Source organism: Dictyobacter alpinus, from assembly GCF_003967575.1.
Lineage (GTDB): Bacteria > Chloroflexota > Ktedonobacteria > Ktedonobacterales > Ktedonobacteraceae > Dictyobacter > Dictyobacter alpinus.
Genome location: NZ_BIFT01000001.1, coordinates 2,392,168 through 2,412,883, shown reverse-complemented (window position 1 = coordinate 2,412,883; position 20,716 = coordinate 2,392,168). Strand labels below are relative to the sequence as shown.

11 protein-coding genes are annotated in these 20,716 nt (G+C 47.6%); 6 read left to right on the top strand and 5 right to left on the bottom strand.

Annotated elements, in window-relative coordinates; translation table 11 throughout:
• Positions 1–9 precede the first annotated feature (9 nt).
• Positions 10–1,740 carry a hypothetical protein gene (locus EL633_RS09545; protein WP_126626959.1) on the bottom strand — a complete coding sequence of 577 codons (1,731 nt, stop codon included), beginning with the start codon at positions 1,738–1,740 and terminating at the stop codon, positions 10–12.
• Between the two features lie 210 nt (positions 1,741–1,950).
• On the opposite strand from EL633_RS09545, the gene EL633_RS09540 reads away from it, so the two are divergent.
• The 3 genes from EL633_RS09540 to EL633_RS09530 all read left to right on the top strand — a co-directional run bounded on the left by EL633_RS09540 (position 1,951) and on the right by EL633_RS09530 (position 8,160).
• Positions 1,951–4,542 carry a metallophosphoesterase family protein gene (locus tag EL633_RS09540; RefSeq protein WP_126626958.1) on the top strand — a complete coding sequence of 864 codons (2,592 nt, stop codon included), beginning with the start codon at positions 1,951–1,953 and terminating at the stop codon, positions 4,540–4,542.
• A 498-nt stretch (positions 4,543–5,040) separates the two neighbouring features.
• A complete protein-coding gene (locus EL633_RS09535) occupies positions 5,041–5,955 on the top strand; it encodes an AfsR/SARP family transcriptional regulator (RefSeq protein WP_126626957.1) in 915 nt (304 codons plus the stop codon).
• 39 nt (positions 5,956–5,994) lie between these two features.
• Entirely contained in the window at positions 5,995–8,160 is a 2,166-nt protein-coding gene (locus EL633_RS09530; RefSeq protein ID WP_126626956.1) for a hypothetical protein, read from the top strand.
• A gap of 162 nt (positions 8,161–8,322) precedes the next feature.
• Here EL633_RS09530 and EL633_RS09525 read toward each other — a convergent pair whose 3' ends face one another.
• Complete coding sequence (locus tag EL633_RS09525; RefSeq protein WP_126626955.1) at positions 8,323–9,609, bottom strand: serine/threonine-protein kinase; 1,287 nt, start codon at positions 9,607–9,609, stop codon at positions 8,323–8,325.
• A 78-nt stretch (positions 9,610–9,687) separates the two neighbouring features.
• On the bottom strand, positions 9,688–9,984 hold the full coding sequence (locus EL633_RS09520) for a hypothetical protein (RefSeq protein ID WP_126626954.1): 297 nt from the start codon (positions 9,982–9,984) through the stop codon (positions 9,688–9,690).
• A gap of 767 nt (positions 9,985–10,751) precedes the next feature.
• On the opposite strand from EL633_RS09520, the gene EL633_RS09515 reads away from it, so the two are divergent.
• Positions 10,752–11,996, top strand: coding sequence for an adenosine deaminase family protein (locus EL633_RS09515; protein WP_126626953.1), 1,245 nt, complete (start codon positions 10,752–10,754; stop codon positions 11,994–11,996).
• A 34-nt stretch (positions 11,997–12,030) separates the two neighbouring features.
• Positions 12,031–15,537 (top strand): WD40 domain-containing protein, encoded by a 3,507-nt coding sequence (locus EL633_RS09510; RefSeq protein WP_126626952.1) that lies wholly within the window; start codon positions 12,031–12,033, stop codon positions 15,535–15,537.
• Positions 15,538–15,623: 86 nt separating this feature from the next.
• On the opposite strand, the gene gyrB is transcribed toward EL633_RS09510, so the two are convergent.
• Both gyrB and EL633_RS09500 read right to left on the bottom strand, forming a co-directional pair.
• A complete protein-coding gene (gene gyrB / locus EL633_RS09505) occupies positions 15,624–17,621 on the bottom strand; it encodes a DNA topoisomerase (ATP-hydrolyzing) subunit B (protein WP_126626951.1) in 1,998 nt (665 codons plus the stop codon).
• 671 nt (positions 17,622–18,292) lie between these two features.
• On the bottom strand, positions 18,293–18,883 hold the full coding sequence (locus tag EL633_RS09500; RefSeq protein WP_126626950.1) for a zinc ribbon domain-containing protein: 591 nt from the start codon (positions 18,881–18,883) through the stop codon (positions 18,293–18,295).
• Positions 18,884–19,566: 683 nt separating this feature from the next.
• Here EL633_RS09500 and EL633_RS09495 point away from each other — a divergent pair.
• On the top strand, positions 19,567–20,715 hold the full coding sequence (locus EL633_RS09495) for a glucosaminidase domain-containing protein (protein ID WP_161982060.1): 1,149 nt from the start codon (positions 19,567–19,569) through the stop codon (positions 20,713–20,715).
• Position 20,716 lies beyond the last annotated feature (1 nt).

Sequence of the window (20,716 nt, the reverse complement as noted above, 5' to 3'; positions counted from 1 at the left end):
CTCGAGCCTCTAGCTGCGATCAAAAAACTCTTCGCGGTTCGCGGGATCCGGTTGGTGTTCCAATTGTAGAGCCGATAGATAGGGATCTGATGCCGCCAGCAGTTGATTAGCTTCATAGGCCAGGGCGCGATAATTAATATGGCCGCCCGGTCGGACACGCTGGACTGTCAGGTAAAGGGCCTGCTTGGGATCGCCATGCATCCAGAGATCTACCTGGTGAGCCAGAGGCAATAGATTGAGCATAAAAGCATAATCAATTGCTTCCCCATATTGTGTGGCAACCTGATCCAGGAACGCCTGCAGGCGCTGATAATAATCCAAGAGATCGCGTTCAAACGCCACGCGCAGTTCCGCGAACTCCGCAATCTCAGACAGGTAGAGCGGCAGGCCAAAGCCACGCGCTAAAATCTGCTGGATGGTATCACGGCTCACCCGTTCCCCAAATACCAGCGGTAAAGGAAAGAAACGCCCCCAGGCACGATGGCGATTAAAGTCCCGCAACTCACCCAGAAAACTCTCAATGGCCAGCGTCATCGATGTCGTACGCGCAAAGCCAGGCAACTCACGATAATTATTATGTTCCGCAAACAGCAACCGACTCAGTGCCTGCTTTGTCTCCACAGACTGCCCATGGATCCAGACCAGCAGCGCATGACGCTCCAGACCAGGCCAGAGCAATAACGCATATTCAGCCAGCAGACGATCGCCAGGAGTCCATTCAGCATCCAGCAGGCGCACGCGCTGCTCTATCCGACCGGGAAATTCACGCTGGATCGGGACCACTTTCAGCAGATCGGTCTCGCTTAGCAGAAACTCACGCAGTGCCTGAAGATTCTGATTGACTGTGGCAATAGGATGCGTATGGCGCACCAGACCAGGAGCCTCAGCCTTATAAGCCAGGGCCGTCTCTTCCTCCGCCGTAGGGGCCAGCAAACGCTCAATCTGGGCCGCCACCCGATGATAATACGCCACAGGAGCCGCCTTCAACTCCGCGATAATACGCGACCAATCGCGGGCCGAAGTCTCAAATGACATTCCACTCCACTGACCAAACAGCAAAAACGAGCGCACACAATCCAGCACCCGCGAAGTCAAAGCACTCTTCTGGTCCCGTTGGCTCATATCGGCCTGATAATACTGTGTAAAGGCCGTCATCAACTTCTCGCGGTGCTGAGCAAACAAGGATAGAGACAGAGCGCCAAACGCCTGATACTGCTCCTCCAAAGCCACTAGATCCGCCTCAGGGAAATCCGCAGGCAGATAATTACGCACCTGATGCAAAACCGCCTTCCCAAAGCGCGGCTGATAGCGCGTCGACTTCTCCTGACCAGAATTCAGCGATCCCTCATTAAACAGAGCCAGGCACAGATGCATCGGAATCTTCCCCATATCCACACTCAAGCGAGCCATATCCCCTACAGAAGCATGGCCATAGCCCCGAAACGTCTCCTCGATCTTCTGGTCTGGATCGACCCCCTTCTCCCCCATCTCACTCAAAATATCCCACGGCATACCAGCGGCCCGCGACTGACGTGCACCCGCCCATGCCTTATGGGCCGCCGTCCGCCTGTCAGGATTCGCCACCGTCGTCGTCACCACCGTACCCGTAGTCAGATCCTCCAAGCAGATCAAGCGCAGCCCCGTCACATCCGGAGCATACGTAAACCAGCGATACTCGCCAGAAATATATTCCTTCTCAATTGGCAGAGCCATCTTTTCATTTTTTTGAGCTTGCGTCATAACTTCCTACCCGCGAAGAAACCTGCTTCGCCATTATTTTTAATATGATAATGCAAGCCATGTTACCACTTTCAGGCACATCACGAAAAGAGGGAGAGAAAATAGTCAGACTGCGACCAAACCTGATGATTAACCGTATAACTAATGAATGTTTGAGCTTATTTATAGTAGCGCAACAGAGCAGCAAATACGCACGGAGAAATATTTCTTATGTCCTGGACCCCACTGGCCGAGCGCATCGAGCAGCTCCCCTTGATCTTATCTGGCCCGATTGTAAGAAGGGTTGAACCACACAGCGTTACCGTCTGGCTTGCACTTAAAGAGTCACGTCATGTCACCCTTAGCGTTTATAGCAGCAACGAAGCGAACAACCTGCATGAAGAATGTAGTGGCAGCCAACGGACTGTTCGCCTGGGTGATAATCTGCATATCATAGCGATCACCGCCAGCGTCGATGATGAGAAAGAGCCTCTCCAATGGGGTCAACGCTACTACTACAACCTGACCTTCAGCAAAAATCAGGCCCATCAGCACACAGAACAGGCCGAATCCAGCGAGCAGTTAGCCACTCCAGGAGTGCTCAGCACAGATCCCAACGAGGCCGAACCAATCAAGTGTATTACCTATCCTGGCCATCCATTACCGAGCTTTGTGCTACCGGCTCAGCATATTCATCAGCTACGCGTCATCCATGGCTCATGCCGCAAAACCCATGGCATCGGCAAAGAAACCCTCTCCGGTGTCGATACCATCATCGCCCGAGCCGAAGAAAACGGCGGTCAGGATCGTCCACAGCAACTTTATATGACTGGAGATCAGATCTACGCCGACGATGTAGCCACCCCCCTTCTCCATGCGCTTATAGATGCAGGAGAAACCTTACTGGCAGGTAACCAGACAGAGATCTTACCTCATCTCCATCTACCAGCCAATAAATTACTACCAGGAACCCGTAAAAACGTCATCCTCAATCAAGCTGGCTTCACCACCACCAAACCCGATAATCATCTGATCTCACTCAGCGAATATATCGCTATGTATTTATTTAGCTGGTCGGATACCCTCTGGCCCAAAGAGTTGCTCAGCGTCAAAGATTTTTGGGCCTGGCTATATCCAGGTGTGCATGCCGAAAGCGTCACCCAGGCCAAAGAACAGGCACATTATCAAGAAGAGATAGAGAGACTCAACAGCTTTCGCAACACCCTCCCCCAGGTAAGGAGAGCCCTGGCCAACATAGCCACCTACATGATCTGCGACGACCACGACATTACCGACGACTGGTTTCTCGATGGAGCATGGTGCAATAAAGTCTTGAAAAGGCCTCTGGGACGGCGTATCATCCGCAACGGACTCATCGCCTACGCCCTCTTCCAGGCCTGGGGGAACACGCCCAAACAATTCAGCGAGCCACACGGAAAAGCCTTGCTCCTGGCCCTGGACAACTGGGATGGCGACGAAAAAACGCGACCGGCTGCTACTATTACCAGAGCGGTTGGACTGCCAGAATTCTTTAGTGGCAAAGGTAGCTTGCAACGCTCTTCAGAAGCCTTACGCTGGCACTACAGCTACGAAGGACCAAACTATCAGATCATCGTCATGGACACCCGTACCCAGCGCCACTATCAACATCCAAGAGACTTCCCAGGACTCCTATCGCCCGAGGCCATGAAAACCCAGATTGATGACATCGAGTGCGAAGATGCCGAAGTCACCCTGATAATATCGGCCGCCCCCGTCATTGGAGTAGACTTTGTCGAAACCGTCCAATTCTGGAGTCGCTGGCGTGTCAAAGACAACTATCGCTTTGACCGTGAAGCCTGGGCGCTGGAGTGGAGTACCTTCCAAAGATTCCTGCGCACCCTGAGCGACCTTAAACGCGTCATCTTTCTATCCGGCGACGTTCATTACGCCTTTGGTTCAAGCCTGGAATACTGGGACACCAGAACCAAACAAAGCGCGAAATTCATCAACTTCACCTCCAGTCCTTACTGTAATGAAGGTTCAGGCGCACAGATATCGGTTCTGGCCATCGGCTATCCACGGCTGCGTAACTTTCTCGAAGGAGGCAAACAGCCCAAACTCGACTTTTTCGCCTGGGACGTGCACGGACACGATAGCCATACACTTGACTACCTTCTCACAACTATCCGTAAAAGACTCTTCCGCTTCTGGTGGGCCATACCACGCCTGATTGCCGCCCATCGTTCACCCAATGAAATCATCATGCCAGCCTGGGGATGGTTCACAGGAGCCTTTGACAAATTTCCTCCCAGCCGCAGCTATCGTATACGTTACCTGACCAACTCCCTCAACCAGAGTGTGGATAAAGAACATAAGCCCCACACCCATCTGGCACGTTTCAGTGTACGACCACTACGGTCCGTCCTGAAGAGCATCAATATCCTACAAATACTCACGCGCAGACTGGAAGGTACATTGCGCAAGCAGACCAGAGACATCTCGATAGATAGCGCAATCGGGAAGAAAAGTACGCGCGAGAATCTTTTGGAAGAAGCCATCGAGCGCACCGAAAAAATCGAGCAAAAACTGGATGCGCCCAGAACTGGCATTGTGAATACCGTCATGAACTACGACCACTGGCTGAGCCGTTGGAAAGCCGGCAACCTGATCGTCGGCTATAACAACTTTGGAGAAATCAATTTTTGTTGGGATCACGAGAAGAAGGAAGTCACCCAGAGACTGTGGTGGTATGACGCCGACCACCCCGACCAACTGCAATCAACCGATTATACCGACACCCTCGAACTACCACGTGCCGAGGACGAGCCACCATTACCTTAGAATGCGTCCCCTATAAGAGTAATAAATCTCACGCCAACCTGGGGGCGCTGACGCCCCCAATTTTTTTTATTAGATGGGAGTGCATCAGGAGCGCAATGCGCTCCTGATGCACTCCCATCTAATAAAAGTAGTTCCCGCCAGGGAACGAGTGTGCGCACGCAATATAAGCGCTGTGAAGATAGACGTCTATATTTGTTGAGGTAAACAATTTAAAATTCAGGTATGGTTGAATACATTTCGCAGGATGTTTGAGACACCCCCCTTCCGCCTTCCCTGGATAATAGGGCATTAAGTGATTGAGAGGTTTTTCAGGTTTTTTTTAATCCCAAAAAACCACTCCAAAACCTCCCCGAATCCTCACAGAGAGGTGAGAGCACTTATGGTATGCTTTAGATGCATCTGCTTTATGAGGTGTCGGAAACAGTCGAATTGATGCGGATTTGGAGCTGTAAATAGTGGTTAGTGAAGGAAGTTGTATGGATGTGAGGGGGGAAGAAAATGATCTTACCAGAGGGTGTGGTTGAGGAGCGAGATAAGCCACGTTATCCTCTTATGCGGATTACCGTGTTAGGGGAATTTACAGTGGCGCATGTGGTATCTACATCTGGTGATCGTCCGCGTTATCGTTTGATGACGGAGAGTGAATTAGGTGGTCGTAAAGCGGCGCTACTCATGCTTAAAATATTGATCTGTAGTCCACGGCGGCGCGCCACTAAAACACAGTTAATCAAGCTACTCTGGCCGATGCGTGAAAGTGAGCAAGCCAATCATGCGCTGGATACGGTGTCCTCAATATTGCGCCGACACATTCTCTCTGCGTCAACCCACGATAGCCTACTCCAGACCCAGCGCTTAAATGGTGAGACCTATTTTATGCTAGCTGGACAATCCTCGCTCTGGGTTGATGCGGATGCGCTGGTCAATCTGGCCAATACCGCCGTGCGTTATGAACAGCAAGCAAAAGATCCTTTGCCATATCTAGAGGCTGCATACGCCCTGATCAAAGGTGAATTCCTGGAAGATGAGGCCCACTGTTTATGGATACAGGGCCGTAAACAAACCATAGAAGGAGCCAAACGGCGCATCCTCTATCATTTAGTTGCGCTCTACATCAAAAATGACCGTATCCGGCGTGCGGAAGAGCTCCTTTTTTCATTTTTGCAATACCATCCAGAAGATGAAGATGCACTCTGCCATCTGATGCATTTATTAGTCGAGCAAGGAAGACGGCAGGAAGCACTCACTATTTATCATTACTCGGCCCAGGTGTTGCAAGAATTGGAACGAGAGCCGGCCTATTATACGCAAGGGTTGGCACGCCAGTTAAAGAGCAGCCTCAAGCTACATGAAAAAAGCCCCACATATAGAACAGCAGTGCCCCGGCATATATACATAATGATTGCAGTCGCATAGGGAAGTCAGTGACTGAACAGTGAAAGGTGGTAAGGTAGTATGCGCGTAGAAATGTATAAAATTTCCTATGGAAACTATAAATTCACAGCCGAGATCGACACAGGAGCCGAAGTAGGGGACAACCAGATCACGCTCTGGTATTGTGAAAAGATCCCGATGGACGCCCTCTCATTAGCTCAAATCAACACGCAATTATTGCTCAAGGCCCTAAAGGAGCCTCATAAATCCTTACTCATGCCTTATCTGGATGAGATCAAGCAAAATCACAAGCAGACCCTTGAGCAAGAAATGTCCGCCATCATCAAGCCATACTCCAGTCAAAAACTGCCTGGTGAGATCAAAAGAAAGATCAGACGGATGCGCGAAAAAATACGCGTCACCCTTGAGCAGCTAGAGACACAATTTATGCAACAAGAAATATTAACCCTGGAGCGTACCTGTTTTGATCTAGACGCCATTGAAAAGGACTACCAGATTTACGGAGAATGGAAGTTTCTGCGCGATTTCTTATTTGAAGAAGCCACCTATGAAAATATCCGCAACTTCTGTCACGACTTTGCCAGCAATCCGAGCACGCGCTCAATTGTCGAGTCCCGTGAGGGCCGTTGGATCAAGCGTAACGCCCTCTACACACGTAACCTGCTTTCAGTGGTAGGAGAGCAAGCCTTGCTCGCTAATGACGGGAGCTATATGCGCCTGGCCCGTGAATTTTTCCGCTGGCTGGACCTGCACCTTGAAGAAATATTGAACCATCCAGAATACCAACACCTGAACAAACTGGACAGCATCGACAAAACCAGCACCCATGAAAGCGACACCTACATCAGACCCGCCATCGAACTCTTCAAAACCCTACCCGGAATAGCCATACGCTATTCATGTCAGGGTGTAAGCGGAAAAGTCAACATGAACCCATACGAGATCCTGACCATCACGCCACACGAGGAGTTTGCCTCCATCACATTTAGCGGCATCAGTTACCTGATCCACGATGCCATCAGCGCACGCCTCAGCCAGTTCGCCTCCATCACCACCCAACGCATTCCCTGTAACTTCACCGCAGGACTCATCCTACGTTCCACGGGAAACAATCTACGCTTCCGCGAAGAACTCTATTTACTGGCCCGCCAGCTGCACTATATGCTGGACACAGAACAGCGCGAGCTGAGTCCAACTACTCCAGTGAAAATCATCCAGGCCTGGGAAAACGCCAACCATCCAGAATACCCGCCACAAATAGAGCATAATGGAGGAATATTAGCGGGCCGGCTGACATGGCTCTGTCAACCCGAAAACATCGAGTACACCTTATCCAGACTCAACCACTTCAACCACTGGGCCAAAGCGCGCGACCTACTCTATTACGAAGACCGGCAAAGCCTCTACAACATCAAAGCCCTGCTCATCAAAGAAGCCTATCAAAGTGGGACCATCCAACTCAGTGGCTATATAGATGGTAGTCCCACCTTTCCATTCCACCTGATGATTAATCATGCCTGTTACATGGCCGGAGAATTATTACTCGAAACTCTCAAAGATAGCCAGAGTAGTAACCATGAAGAAACGGCGCGCCACCTCTTCCAGCGCCTCACTGGCCAGCCATTCCAGGCGCCAGAAAACGTGGAACAACTTGACCAGAAAAAAATCGAAGGTCTCATCCAGAACGAACTAGAAGAACTCATCCAGCAGGCCCTCCAGAGGCGACAGCCCATTCCATATCAGCAGCTAGAAGCGCTCCTGATCTATCCCATGGACCTGCTCAACACCACCAGCCGCTATCTCTACGACTGGGACACCCTCAACGCCGGAGACCTACGCAAACTCGATCCAGAAGGGCTCAGTCTGCTCAGCTTCCACTATGAAAGCGACACAGCCAGTTACATATTCCATCTCCCATACCGCACCGGGGAAGAATTCCTGCCCGCAAAACACATCCAGCAGATCAAAGGAAAAGCCAGCCAGGAACGCCAGGAATACGGCACATTCTATGGCCGAGCCATCACCGAAGAAGAAAGCATCAATCATCCAATCGAAGAGATCCTCTACAGCCTCGGCATCTACATAGGACGCAACTTCCCACGCCGCCTGGAGCGCAAAAAAGAGCAATTCCAACCACTCCACAACTGGAACCTTCAAGACTTCGAGGATGAGGAATATCCACACGACACTAAACAATTACAACGCAAAAAAAACCAGCAGGCTTAAAAAAAGTAGGTCTCATGTTGCATCGTAAACATGAGACCTGACTTATCACTGAGTAGTGGATAATGAATCTTGTAAAGTTGTCTGATATACGCAACAACAGAAGTTGTTTGGACCTCATCTCTCATTACTGTACCCATCTAGAAAGTTTGTAGCGAACAAAGTTCATACTTTATTTACGCTTACAGTGAACGTCATCAAGAAACACAGGATCAGTAGAACCATGTAAGACACAGGAAACACCAGAAAAAGATGTGCGATCAAAGCAAGTAATGCGGGCACTATCCCTAAAATCAGAACCAGGAAAAACAAGAAGCGATTTTTTGTTATCCAGGCCCACGCAACGGGGAAAGCCAACATACATACAGACATGACCGGCACCAAAGTCCGTGCATCAAGCCCTGCCAATAAACCTACACAGATGATCACCAGGACGACCAGCATAGTTGCACCAAAGCAAGAAGTAACTGTATGCCAGTTATTACGCTTTTTCTTTGCATAAGGTGCAGCACGCAATGGCTGAGAAAAGGTACGTGGCATGACACTCGTCCCAGGATGCAAAGTAGACACAGTGATCGTTGGTAAAGAAGCATCTTCAACATCCCATAAGCGCTGTGTCGCATTCACAGCCGATCGAAAAGCATCAGCGAAATCCTGCACACTTGCAAAGCGCTGTTGAGGATTTTTAGCAAGTGCTTTAAAGACTACTTTCTCCACAGCCAGTGGAACATCTAACACATCTGCGTATTGAGAAAGAGGTGAAGCAAAAAGTTGCTGCGAAAAAACTTCATCAACAGAACCAGTAAAAGGAGGTGCGCCATATAGCCACTCATAGACCATTATAGCCAGAGCATACTGATCGCTGGCCGGGCCAGGTAGCGCCTCCAGCCCAAGAAGTTCAGGAGCCATATAGTCAATAGTACCCATACAGACCTGTCCATTTATCACAATAGCCTGCGTAGATATCGCGATACTAAAATCACTAAGTAGCAATTCATTGTCAGCACCCAGCAACACATTCTCCGGCTTAATATCACGATGGATATAACCCATATCATGGATATATTGAATTGCGCTGGCCAACTGCTCAAGATACTCAAGGATTTTTGCCGGTGACAGTCGTGATTCAGGTGGATGGAGTTGACGCATAGTACCACCAGGAGCATAGGCCATAACCAGATATGGAGTATGATTTTCTAAACCGAAATCCAGCACCTGTACAATATGAGGATGACGCAAACGTGCCAGAATTCGGGCCTCATCTAAAAAGGCCTCCTCATCCATAAACGTCAATTCTGTGCGCAAAACTTTGATGGCAGCCAGAGTATGAAGAAAAACATGCTCACCCAGGTGAACATCAGCAAAACCGCCTCGTCCTAATATATACAGAGAGTGATAATTTCCAAATTGCTTCTGCGGCCCTGCAACAGAAGAAGCTTGAATGTCATTCATCGTGCGCTCCTTTACAGTGTGAGACACTCTATTCCACTATGAAAACAATATTGGATCTTAGTGGCACAATTCAGGCAGTTAAAAATGTCGTCCTCGGCTTGCGCGTTGAGGACGACGACCAGCAAGGTGATTCCCATGTCTGATCCTATCCAATTTCAATTCACGCACTGCTCGTTGCAGGTCAATACGATGCTTGAAATCATTCAATTTAATGATCTCTTTAACAAGTAGCAGATGAAAAGCCAGCAGTACAAGCATGCCCAAAGAGATCAAAAAGAGCTCAAACAAAGTTGCCTCGGGCAATAACCAACAAAAAACGACAGGTGCGCTAATCACTGGAAGAGCTAGTAAAAAAAGCCTGGTTGCGCCAATCATAGAAACCTCCTGCTGTTCTCCAAAGTCATTTGTCACTATCAATTTCCCCATTAAACATGGATAGTAAGCGTACTTTTGGCTCATCAATAACAGGCTACAGGGGGCAACATAAGCATTTTGGTGTACGGCGACCGTCTAATGATATTCACGCACCATTTTTTATACTATGCTGACAAAGAGGAAGGTCATTGACCTTAAAAGGTGGAGTTTAGCTGTACCGCGTTCACATTAAGGGACGACATGTGCGACACTCTATCTTTACGTTAACGTTATTAATATTTCATTAAAGTTACTGGAAACCACCAGTAAATATTAAATTAACTAACGGTAACTATTGACAAGCATACCAGACTACTATAAAATTTTCAAGAGTTACCAGAAGTATTTTTTTTAAGGAGTGCTATACTTTATTTAAAGACAAGAAGTGCTTTCCTTAGCGGCAGCTTGCCTATTTGCCAGTATGTAGTTGTGGTAGCAATGAGGGTATTTCTGCAGAATTAACTAGTAAACAGAAGATCATTGTAGAGCACACGAAATATTATCACCAAATAAGCAGAAGATAAGCCTAACCGAATGCATTTCTAGAGCCATTTGTGTTGGAGGGATGCAGCTTCATCTACGGCGCTGGGCAAATCTTCTCGTATCAAGGGTTATTGGAATCTTACTACTTTTTTTATCTCACTCTTGCTTCAGCTCTCCGAAAGAAGGCATGATCAACCAACCAAACATTTGTGGGCAAGTGCCAACAGAGATGGAGAGTAGCGCATATGTCTACTTTAGTAACATCCGACTATGAGGTATCCGCAAGACAAAATGAACTCATCCAAATGTTGCCAAAGGCAGAACTACACGTACATTTGGAAGGATCAATTCGCCGCAAAACAGTAAAAGATTTAGTTGAGCAACATGTAACCAATCAGAATTTAGCCCAGCGGATCAATATATTAGCATTGCCAGGGATTCATAACCAGATCGAATTTGAAAGAGTTTACGAACAGACCGAATTTAAAAACTTAAAAGATTTCATGGGCCGTCTGGATGTAAATGTAGCAGTCCTACGTAGGCCGGAAGATTTTACCCGTGTGGTAAGAGAACTAGTATATGATGCGAGCGTACAAAATATACGTTACATGGAAGTTACCTTCTCAGCCGGGCTGCATATCAACGATAAAACAAAACAGATTAGTTCATTCAAGCAACTCATGAATGCTCTCGATGAGGGAGTTATGCAAGCCAACAATGAGATAGTTCACGAATCGTCAGATAAGCATCAGGTAGAAGTGCGCTTTATCATTGATCATGATCGTAATTTCTTAAACTATGAAGGTCCCGATCAAAGACAAAGGTCTTATAACGAGTACCAACAAATCTTAGAGTGGTGTCGAGAAGAACGAGATAATAAACACCAGGAAAGTAGTATTGTAGGCGTAGGACTTGGAGGTGAGGAAGCGGAAGACAACATGTTATCGGCTTTCTCTTCGATCGTAGCACAGGCCAAAAAGTATAATATTCCCTTTATCCCCCACGCAGGCGAAATAAAGTTAGCTGGCAACTCAGAAGATACAATAAGCATAGTACGTGATTATCAGATAAAGCGAATTGGACACGGTGTATACATGACAGAGGTCATCGATGACCTGCTGAACGAGCAAATCGTGCTTGAAATATGTCCAAGCAGCAACTTGCTAACAAATAGTAGTCCAAGTATAGAAGAGCATCCGTTGAGAATATTATGGGATGCCGGGGTATTGATTACCATTAATACCGATGACCCCGGGATATTCCAAAAGAATCTCGTAGATGAATACAAGCTCGCGATGAAACGTTTTCAGCTCACCATTGGAGATCTCGCCAGAGCAAGTTTAACAGCATTGCGTGCTTCATTTCTACAAGAAGACAAGCGTAGAGCCATGGAGGCGTCCTTCTTGGAGGAATTTGAGAAATTGGGCATACAAATAACAGATGAGATAATCCCGCTCAATCGACGCTTATTGATCCCAATAGCAAAATAAAACAACAATCTTCATAGAATTTTGGCAGGGAAAAATGGAAAAACAGTTTCATGAGTTATTGGAAGAACTGCGCATAAAGCAACACATCAGCAAAAAGATGTTAGCAGAACGGGCAAGAGTTACCCCTGGCTATATCAGTTTGTTGAGTCGTGGTGAGCGGAGTGGACCCTCAAAAGAAACCGTTGAAGCCCTGGCAAACGCACTGGGTCTCAACGGAGAGACTAGAGTACACTTTTTTAGCACAGCAGGATATACACAATCCTCAACCCTTTCACTCCAGCCCGAGGAGTCTAACACCAGATTAGACTGGAGTACAGCGCCTGATGCATCCATTTTTCTCGGAAGAAAGGATGAGTTAGCACAACTAGAAGAGTTCATCACGCAACGCCAATGCAAAATAATTAATATCCTTGGTCTGGGAGGCATAGGTAAAACCTCATTAGCAGCCATGTTAGGAGAAGAGATCCAGTCAAAGTTTCAATATGCCTTCTGGCGTTCGCTGCGTGATGGTCAACCACTCAGAAAAATCCTGGAAGAGTGTATCCACTTCTTATCTGATGACGAGCACTTAAACATACCACTAGACGACGAGACCGCTCAACCATTTCTCATCAACCGCCTGCTAGAGTTGTTAAGTAGCAAACCTTGTCTGATTGTCTTTGATAATTTTGAGACAGTAATGCAGAGCGGAGAGAGAGCAGGCGAATACAAGAAAGAACACGAAGGATATGGAATCCTGCTGAGAAGTCTGGGAGAAGCATATCACCGGAGTTGTATCATTCTGACGAGCAGAGAGAAGCCAAAAGAAATTGTGCTCATGGAAGGTGAAACAACTCCTGTAAAATCGCTCCTTTTAGGAGGATTGCAGCTAGACGAAATCCAGCAATTACTGACCAATCGTGAACTATCTGGATCTAAAAAAGTATGGGAAGCCCTACTTCACTTCTATGGTGGTAATCCACTGGCATTAAAATTGATTGCGGAACCCATCCAACAGATGTTTGATGGAGACATTGAGCAATTCTTACAAACAGGTGCAGGCATCTTTGGAGACATTCAAAGCATCTTACACGAACAATTCGAACGCCTGACAAATTTAGAGCGCAGCATTATGTATTGGCTAGCAATCGAGAGAGAGTCCGTCAGCTTCAATGAATTACAAAAGAAATTAGACCAGATTCCCGGCTACTCCCGCATGCTAGGAGCAATCAGCTCATTACAGCGCCGTTCCCTGATTGAAGCCGAAGGAGTCGCACGGGTCACATTACAGCCAGTAATTATGGGTTACGTCACAGATCGCTTTGTTGAGAAAATCTGCAATGAGCTAAAAACAGGTGACTTCACAGTCTTCTGCGGTCACGCACTCCTACTCGCACAGGCCAAAGATTATATTAGAGAAGCTCAAAAATCCCTGATTCTGGCCCCGATTCTTAGTTGGCTACTTGCTCAATTCAGCTATAAGGGGAGCGAAGAGTTCCTCAAAGAATTACTCAAAAAGCTCCCACACACCCGCAACTACGCCGTAGGAAACACCATTAATCTATTGATACAACTGGACTCAAATTTACGAGCAGCTGATTTTTCACATCTCATGGTTCGAGAAGCTTTTTTACAAGGCATTAACCTTCCACAAGTCAACTTTTCCCAGGCTGACCTCACAGACTCAGTCTTTACCGACTCTATTGGTAGCATTCTCAGCATTACAATCAGTCCTGATGCCAAATACATGGCCGCCGGAACTGATAATGGGGATATTCGGCTATGGGATTTCGAGAGTAGCCAGCCACTACACAACTTCACAAACCATACCGACTGGGTCCACACCATAGAATTTAGTCCCGATGGAAAACAACTAGTCAGTGGTAGTGAAGATGAAACAGTACGCATCTGGGATGTTGAAACGGGTAATGAGCTCAAGAAACTAGACCATGAAAGTGCTGTCTATTCGGTGGCCTTTAGTCCCGATGGAAAGCAGCTAGCCAGTGGCAGTGACAGTGGAATTTTATGGATATGGGACCTTACAGCAGATACCGTGAAACAATTTGAAGGGCATAAAGAATGGATACGCTCAGTTGCATTTAGTCCTGATGGCACATTGTTAGCCAGTGGTAGCGCAGACTGCACAGTGCGTTTATGGAACGTCGCATCAGGTCAATCAGCTGTTTTAGAGGGACACGATGGTTGGGTATATGCTGTAGCATTTAGTCCTGACGGTACATTACTAGCCAGTGGTAGCGCAGATAATACAGTACGTGTATGGGATATTAAGACGAAAGTATGCCGCCATGTATTGCGCGAGCACACTAATTGGATACGCACAGTTGCCTTTAGCAAAGAAGGTATCATAGCCAGTGGCTGCACAGACCAGAAAATAATCCTCTGGAACGCCGAAACAGGGCAGCGTATCAGGACCCTGGAGGGGCTTACCGGGCGTGTCTGGTCCATCGCGTTTAGTCCCAATGGCAGGACACTGGTAAGTGGTACCGACGATCAGACTATCCGCCTCTGGGAAGTCGCTACTGGAAAAAGCGTCAAGACACTCCAGGGTCATACAGCCTGGATCCGATCAATTAGCTTCAGTCCAAATGGTAAATGGCTCGCGGGAGGAGGGGCTGATCAAGCTGTACATATATGGGACATGGATAAAACGACAACAGATACACCAAGCATCAACTTACAAGGACACAAACACTGGATCTGGTCCGTCGCATTTAGTCCTGATAGTAGACTATTAGCCAGCAGTAGTGACGACGTCACCGTGCGCATCTGGGACATCCAGAAGAATGATCAACAGCCCAAAGTATGGCGAGAACACTCAAGCTGGGTTGGAGCCGTCGCCTTCAGTCCTGATGGTCTGTTATTAGCCAGCGGCAGCCAGGATCAATCAATCCGCCTCTGGGATGTTCCTACCGGTAAAACCATCCGAAAATTCGAGGCACATACCCATTGGGTAGGCTCAGTTGCATTCAGTCCCGATGGCACCTGGCTCGCAAGTGGCAGCGATGATACAGACATTCGGATATGGGATATCGCCACTGATAGTTGTATCCACCGCCTTACAGGACATCACAATGGGGTAAGCGCAGTCGTATTCAGTCCTGATGGAGCACTGCTAGCCAGTGCCAGTCAGGACCAGACTGTCAAGATCTGGAACGTACGAACAGGAGAAGAGCTACACACATTCACAGATCATAAAGACAAAGTATTCTCGGTAGCCTTCAGTCCTGATGGCAAGATGCTGGCCAGTGCGGGGGCAGACTTAACGATACGTTTGTGGAATGTAGCAGATGGCCGCTGTGTAAGAGTCCTCACCGGCCACAACCACTGGATTTATGCAGTCGCTTTTCATCCCGATGGAAAAATACTGGCCAGTAGCGACCATGAAGGCATTATTCATCTCTGGGATATCGAACGAGGAGCACGTATACGTGCGTTGAGAAATGAGAGGCCCTATGAAGATATGAATATCACCGGAGCCACGGGTCTGACCAGTGCCCAGCGCGCAGCCCTTAAATCCCTGGGTGCCGTAGACAACCAGTAAAGAAAGAGGTCTTGAGCAGTCACCCGATGTATATCAGATATTTGCTCAAGACCTCTTTTACAAGACTTTAGTGGTTAGATCAAGCTTTATACGTCGAGATTAGCACTCTTCGCATGGCTTTCGATGAAGCGCTTGCGGGGCATGACTTCACTACCCATCAGCATGCTAAAGACTTTATCAGCCTCAACCGCCTCATCAATGTTTACCCTCAGAATGGTACGCTTCTCAGGATCCATGGTGGTATCCCATAGGGTCTCAGGGTTCATTTCACCAAGACCTTTAAAGCGGCCAACCTCAGGCTCCTTGCCATTATGGGAGGCTTTGTAATCAGCGATCAGGGTATCGCGCTCCTCTTCGGTGTAGACATAATGGACCGTCTTGCCCATTTTGACGAGGAAGAGCGGTGGTTGGGCGATAAACAAATGGCCATCGCTAATCAACTGCTGCATATGACGGTAGAAGAAGGTTAGCAGCAAGGTACGGATATGGGCACCATCAACGTCAGCGTCGCACATAATGACGACGCGGCCATAGCGCAAGCGGGCCATGTTGAAGTGCTCATCGATACCTACACCGATCGCCGTAATAATATTCTTAATTTCCTCGCTTTTGAGGACGGTATCCAGGCCGACCCGCTCAACGTTCAGGATCTTACCACGTAATGGCAGGATAGCCTGGAAGTGACGATCACGGCCCTGTTTCGCGGAACCACCGGCAGAGTCACCCTCAACCAGATAGAGTTCACAGCGATCAGCCCGACGCTCACTACAGTCTGCCAGTTTGCCCGGCAGCGTATTATCCAGCGCATTCTTACGCTGAATAAGATCACGGGCCGCCCTGGCCGCCTCCCGAGCCCTGGCCGACATCAGACATTTATCGATGATCGACTTGGCCTCACTGGGAGTTGTCTCCAGATACTGATTCAGTACCTCAGCGGTCACCGTCTCAACAGCCGGCCGGACCTCTGCATTGTTCAGTTTCGACTTGGTCTGGGCCTCAAACTGAGGATTAGGAATCTTCACACTAATGACAGCGGTCAGGCCCTGACGCACATCATCACCGGTCAGATTGCCGTCCTTCTCCTTCAGCAAATTAGCCTTACGCGCATAGTCATTCAAAGTACGCGTCAAAGCGCTGCGGAAACCAGTGATATGCATACCACCGTCCACAGTGTTAATACCATTCGCAAAGGAATACTCAGTTGGAGACCAACTATCATTATACTGTAAAGCCACCTCGACCTTAATATTATCAATATCACGGAGAATACTCACCGGCCGAGATAAAGTATTACGGTTCTTATTCAGGTAGCGCACAAAAGAAGCCAGACCACCCTCAAAGTAGAAAGTCGCCTCGCGATCGGTCCGCTCATCAATCAGAGCAATCGTCAGACCACGGTTCAGATACGCCATCTCACGAAAACGCTGGGCCAGGATATCAAAACTATAATCCCGCGTCTCCATCACCGACAGATCAGCCATAAACGTCGTAATCGTGCCAGTGCCATCCGTTTTCCCCAATTTTTCCAGAGGAGTAACCGGAACACCCTTCTCATAACGTTGTCGATAGATATAACCATCATGTTTCACATCTACCTGACACCACTCGGACAGAGCATTCACCACCGACACACCAACACCATGCAGGCCGCTACTAATCTGATAGCCACCGCCACCAAATTTACCGCCAGCATGCAACACAGTCATCACAACCTCAAGGGTAGACATACCGGGACGCTGATGATGCTCATCGACAGGAATACCACGTCCATTGTCTTCGATGGTCACAGATTCATCGGCGTGGATGACAACCTTCACAGTATCAGCATAGCCGGCCATCACCTCATCAACGCTATTATCAACGACCTCCTGAATGAGATGATGGAGTCCACGCTGATCGGTTGCGCCGATGTACATACCTGGACGTACACGGACGGCCTCTAAGCCTTCGAGAATCTGAATATTCTGTCCGCTATAACTATTACCATTACCGTTGTCGTTCACTTTCCCCTCACCATTCCCACTTGAATTTGCCTGTTCAGTGAGTCGAGCAGCATCAAAGTCATCAGGGAGTTGCTCTGACATTATAGATTCTCTCGTCTTTGCCATCAAAAACACTCCAATTAAGGAACCCTGCCAAAGAGGCCCGGGCCACACAACATCAAGGATAATTATCCTTGTTATACGTAACCGTTGCATCAACGGGTGCTGTTGCAGAGAGCACGATCTAGTAGAGGCCTTCAGTTAAGAGAAAACGTATTATCTGAACGCAAAGACAAAAGATCGGCTAGCTCCTGGACGCAAATCCTCTTACAGGAACACAACCAGTCCGCCACAAAGCAGCTTCAATGGGGTATACGACAAACACTGTACATGCTTTCAAAGGCAGATACAGGCGTATTGCGAAGCAATTTTTTGTGGAGACATGTTTACTACTTATATGAAAAGCATTCTGACAGAATAGTCAAAATGCGGTAACGAACGCCACATTTCGTCACATCATTATATCACATTTTGACCAACAAACAAAGCAGATAGGATGAACGTACAAGCCTGATAAAACAGCGATTCAAGCCATTTTACATCCCTAATTACATCCCTATGTAAAAGTTCCAAACGAGGAGTGAAAAAGTGGAAAAAAACAGAAGCATAACTGGAATCCTCAGCAGGGAGGCTCTCATTCCTGACATCATAAACATATTCACAGAGGAAGAGAGCCTGGACCCACCTGAAGTCGCACAATCGAGCTCATCCTTTTAGTAGCGATTACCGCTAACAGGCATACCAGGATTTCCCTGTAAAGAAGAACTAGGGGGAACACCCTGCATCGAAATGCCCGGCATATTTCCTGGCATAGGAGCGCTACCAACATTATTCGCACAGTAAGGGCAATATGTCCAGCGCAGTTCAAGCAGACGCTCACATTTGGGGCAAGAGCGTTTCAGCTTCTGACCGCAAGAAGGGCAAACCTGGAAATCCGACTCGACGCGAGCATGACAATTGGTACATGTCTGCCGTTCAGTCATCTCAGCCAGCAGAGACTCTTCCTCTAATTGGCGCTCATAGATTTCCGCCAGGGTCTGGCGAGGACGCAGGATCAGATAGATAAATAAACCACCCACATTAAAGAGAGCAACAAGGACAGTAGCCAGAATTTGAGACACGAAATCTTGCGTACGCGCACGAATATCGCGGAATGTCCAGATAATCAAACTCAGTGAAAAGATCACCAAGAACATCACCAGACAACCGATAATAGGTCCGAGAAGACCCTGAATAGTTCCCATTATATCTGGCGACGACGATACCTTAGGGTTGGTCGCCAGCAGCACCAATGAAAAATTCACAGGACAAACGCCCCTTTCAGAATAGAAAATTCATTACTTACTCATTTTAAGCACAAGGTATTGCGCCAACTTTGTTTTTTTAATCACATACACTGCAATGTACAACGTTTAGCGATGTCCTCGGATGACAGCCTAGGACTATGTGTCATAGAAGGCGGCACATATTTCTCAGCCAGTTTGCCATGATTCGCTTTAGCATGCAACCCTGTAGGGATATTTGTCATGTTAAGGATGACCTTTAACGGCACGAAATCTTTGCCCTTAAGCACCATAGTTACCATCCAGGCAACATATGAGAGCTCATCTGCATCCTAATATACATAATACATCCAGCCCCGACAAAAAGTGACATGTCCGCAGCCTTCATCTTTTACCATCGACATTAATAAGAATAAATGGAGGGGCCAACAAAATTCATTTATTTTTGTAGTTCTTAAAAGAGCAGTAGTATTTTCAATACGTTAAAAATAAATATTTGCTTTCTATAGTAAAGGAAATTCTAATCTAGTTCTCGTGAACAGGACTTTTTTCTTATTCTTTAGCCGCTTTTGGGGTGATATGATAGTTTGTAGCTAGCTGTATTTCTATGCGTCAAGGTGCATAAAAAGCCGCCTGGCAGGGAGTATTGGAGATGTGTGCTATAATTAGAACAAAAGTTCGAATCCATTAAGGAGGTCATGTTCATGGCGAGTGGCAACTACGCCAAAAAATCGGTGTCCCCGACAACCACACAAACGCGCTCGGCCATTCCCGCTCGTGCTACCCGGGATTTGTCCGCGGCGCCCGATGGTGAGGGGAACGAACCACTTACCGAAGAAACATTCACCTTCACCCGAGAAAGTGCTTCTGTTAGACCACCCACTCGAACAGAAAATGTCTCCAATCGGACAGGTAAAACAGCGACCACAAGAATTACAAACGGCGGTAAAGCTGGCACAACCAGAATGCTCTCAACCGATAAGCGTGCGGCTGAAGCGACCAGGGTACTTACCCGAGATTTACGAGAAACTAACAGCACACAGGTCCTTGAAAATTTAAGAACAGATCACAATACCAGGGTACTTCCCAATACAAAATTAGCCAGGGCGGTAGATATCGATCGGGCCTTGATGCACGATACGCCTGCGATTAAGCAGCTAGAAAAGCATAAATCCTGGTTGCATCCATGGTTGATCTGCTTTACGTTCGCGATCATCTCACTACTGGTCCTGGTCACAGCCGGCATCTTACAGCGTGAAAACACCGTCAACTTCAACTTCGGAGTAGGCCAGACCTACAGCATCCAGGTAGGTGGTAGCCAGGCCAAAGACTGGCAAAAAACCCAGCCCGAACCGATCAAAAAAACCATCAAGCCAGCTACTGGCCCTTACGCTGTGATGGGCAAACCCACAGTAAGCGCAGACTTCATTAACAAAGTCCTATCAAATGCGGGATCACCGGCTGCAGGAAAAGGGCAAGTGTTCTACGACCTGGGCGTTCAATATGGCATTGATCCAGTTTTTGCACTAGCTTTTTTTCAACATGAAAGCACCTTTGGTACGAGGGGAGAAGCCAGAAAAACCCTTTCAATTGGTAACTTGCGCTGTATACAAAATCATGAGTGCGTAGATAAAAATGCCAGCGGAGATGGTTACGCCCAGATGGATAGTTGGGATGACGGTATCAAAACCTGGTATTCCCTCATTCGCAACTTCTATGTTATTGACATGCACAAAGATACAATTGAAAAAATCATTCCTACTTACGCACCGAGTTCAGATAACAATAACGAAGCGGCATATATAAGCTCCTTGAAATACTCAATCGATAGATGGCGAGCAGGAGTAATATAAA

Coding starts and splice junctions, on each gene's coding strand:
- EL633_RS09545 (WP_126626959.1), bottom strand. CDS start 1,740: ATGACGCAAGCTCAAAAAAATGAAAAGATGGCTCTGCCAATTGAGAAG.
- EL633_RS09540 (WP_126626958.1), top strand. CDS start 1,951: ATGTCCTGGACCCCACTGGCCGAGCGCATCGAGCAGCTCCCCTTGATC.
- EL633_RS09535 (WP_126626957.1), top strand. CDS start 5,041: ATGATCTTACCAGAGGGTGTGGTTGAGGAGCGAGATAAGCCACGTTAT.
- EL633_RS09530 (WP_126626956.1), top strand. CDS start 5,995: ATGCGCGTAGAAATGTATAAAATTTCCTATGGAAACTATAAATTCACA.
- EL633_RS09525 (WP_126626955.1), bottom strand. CDS start 9,609: ATGAATGACATTCAAGCTTCTTCTGTTGCAGGGCCGCAGAAGCAATTT.
- EL633_RS09520 (WP_126626954.1), bottom strand. CDS start 9,984: ATGATTGGCGCAACCAGGCTTTTTTTACTAGCTCTTCCAGTGATTAGC.
- EL633_RS09515 (WP_126626953.1), top strand. CDS start 10,752: ATGTCTACTTTAGTAACATCCGACTATGAGGTATCCGCAAGACAAAAT.
- EL633_RS09510 (WP_126626952.1), top strand. CDS start 12,031: ATGGAAAAACAGTTTCATGAGTTATTGGAAGAACTGCGCATAAAGCAA.
- gyrB (WP_126626951.1), bottom strand. CDS start 17,621: ATGTCAGAGCAACTCCCTGATGACTTTGATGCTGCTCGACTCACTGAA.
- EL633_RS09495 (WP_161982060.1), top strand. CDS start 19,567: ATGGCGAGTGGCAACTACGCCAAAAAATCGGTGTCCCCGACAACCACA.